Genomic DNA, 1,717 nt, shown 5'->3' with positions numbered 1-1,717 from the left:
GAGCATCAACGCCCTGGCCGAGAGCGTGAACGGGCTCTACAAGGCCGAACTCATCCACTCCAAGCGGATCTGGGAGTCCGTGTAGGCGGTGGAGCTGGCCACCATGGGGTGGGTGCACTGGTGGAACACCACCCGCCTCCACGAGACCCTCGGCTACCGCACTCCCGCAGAAGTTGAGACGGCCTACACTCACGACCAGGATTCAGCGCCCGTTGCGTCCTGACCTCGGAACGAAACCCAGGGCGCTTCACATCGAGTGTATCGACGTGCCACGAGCGACCCCTTCGCGCGTCTATCAGGATCGACTCGTCCCGTCCCACCCCTTTACGGAACCCCAAATGGCGATATCATCGCCATATGACGATTGATGCGATCCCGGCCGAGCCTCAGTTCGAGGTGGCAGACAGTCATGCCGCGCTCTTCCATGCCCTCGCCGAACCCACACGCTTGGCTCTCCTCCAGCACCTCTCGACCGGTGAGCACCGAGTTCGCGACCTTGTCGAACACATGCACCTTGCCCAGTCGACCGTCAGCAAGCATCTCTCGTGCCTGCGCGACTGCGGTCTGGTCACCGCGCGCACTGAAGGCCGCGCTTCCTGGTTCACCCTCGCCGATCTGCCCCGACTAAAGGGCCTGCTCGAGGTGGCGGACGACCTGCTCGACACCTCCGGGACCACCCTCTCCCTGAAGAACCACCGCGATCACGAGAACCTCGAGGACGGGGACCTCTGATGAGCTCAGGACACGACCATTCGCACGGCGGCAGCGGGTCGAGCACCGCCCGGACGCGACTCGCCATCGCCTTCGCCATCACCTCCGTCATCGTGCTCGCGCAAGCGATCGGGAGCGTCGTCACCGGAAGTCTTGCCCTGCTCACGGACACGGCGCACGCCCTCGTCGACGCCTCCGGACTGCTGGTCGCGCTGATCGCGGCGACCATGATGTTGCGCCCGGCCAGCAGCAGCCGAACCTGGGGATTCGCTCGCATCGAGGTACTGGCAGCCTTGGCCCAGGCCACGCTCCTGATCGTGGTCGGCACCTACACCGCCGTCGAGGGTATCTCGCGACTAACCGACCCCCCGGACGTCCCCTCAGGAGAGCTGCTCATCTTCGGTGTGATCGGCCTGGTCGCGAACATCGCCGCGATCCTCATCCTGGCCGGAGGCAAGGACTCGAGCCTCAACATGCGTGCCGCGTTCCTCGAGGTTCTCAATGACGCTCTCGGTTCGCTCGGCGTGATCACGGCCGCGATCGTGATCCAGCTGACCGGATTCCAACAGGCCGATGCACTGGCTGGTTTGTTCATCGCCGCGCTGATCGTGCCTCGGGCGTTCCGCATCATGGCCGAAACACTGCGGATCCTCATGGAGTACACCCCGAAGGGAGTGGATCTCGATCAGGTGCGCGAGCACATCCTCGCTCTCGACCACGTCCAGGACGTCCACGACCTGCACGCCTCAGCGATCGGGAGCAATCTGCCGATCTTCTCGGCTCACGTCGTCGTCGGGGAGGAGTGCTTCGAATCAGCCCACGCACTGCGGATCCTCGAAGAGGTCCATGTCTGCGTCAGGACGCACTTCCCGATCGCGTTCGAGCACGCCACGATCCAACTGGAGAGCCCGTCGGTGCATCGAGGTGAATCCGAACGTCCCTTGCACACTTAGCGCCCACGGATCCGCACTCCTCCTAACCGCAGGCGAGGGCGACAAAACGGCGC

Annotated in this window: 2 protein-coding genes and 1 pseudogene; all 3 read left to right on the top strand. The window is 64.3% G+C overall.

Annotation, left to right across the window (positions count from 1 at the left end):
• A pseudogene (locus SJ20_RS11905) lies at positions 1-223 on the top strand (integrase core domain-containing protein); the annotation flags it as partial.
• Positions 224-357: 134 nt separating this feature from the next.
• Positions 358-732: a helix-turn-helix transcriptional regulator gene (locus SJ20_RS09455; protein WP_041103453.1), complete on the top strand. Its 375-nt coding sequence runs from the start codon at positions 358-360 to the stop codon at positions 730-732.
• Entirely contained in the window at positions 732-1,664 is a 933-nt protein-coding gene (locus tag SJ20_RS09450) for a cation diffusion facilitator family transporter (protein ID WP_041103451.1), read from the top strand. Before SJ20_RS09455 ends, SJ20_RS09450 begins: the two co-directional genes overlap by 1 nt.
• Positions 1,665-1,717 lie beyond the last annotated feature (53 nt).

Source organism: Micrococcus sp. MS-ASIII-49 (assembly GCF_000946635.1).
Classification (GTDB): Bacteria; Actinomycetota; Actinomycetes; order Actinomycetales; family Micrococcaceae; genus Micrococcus; species Micrococcus luteus.
This window is presented reverse-complemented; position numbering and strand designations above follow the sequence as displayed.

Coding starts and splice junctions, on each gene's coding strand:
- SJ20_RS09455 (WP_041103453.1), top strand. CDS start 358: ATGACGATTGATGCGATCCCGGCCGAGCCTCAGTTCGAGGTGGCAGAC.
- SJ20_RS09450 (WP_041103451.1), top strand. CDS start 732: ATGAGCTCAGGACACGACCATTCGCACGGCGGCAGCGGGTCGAGCACC.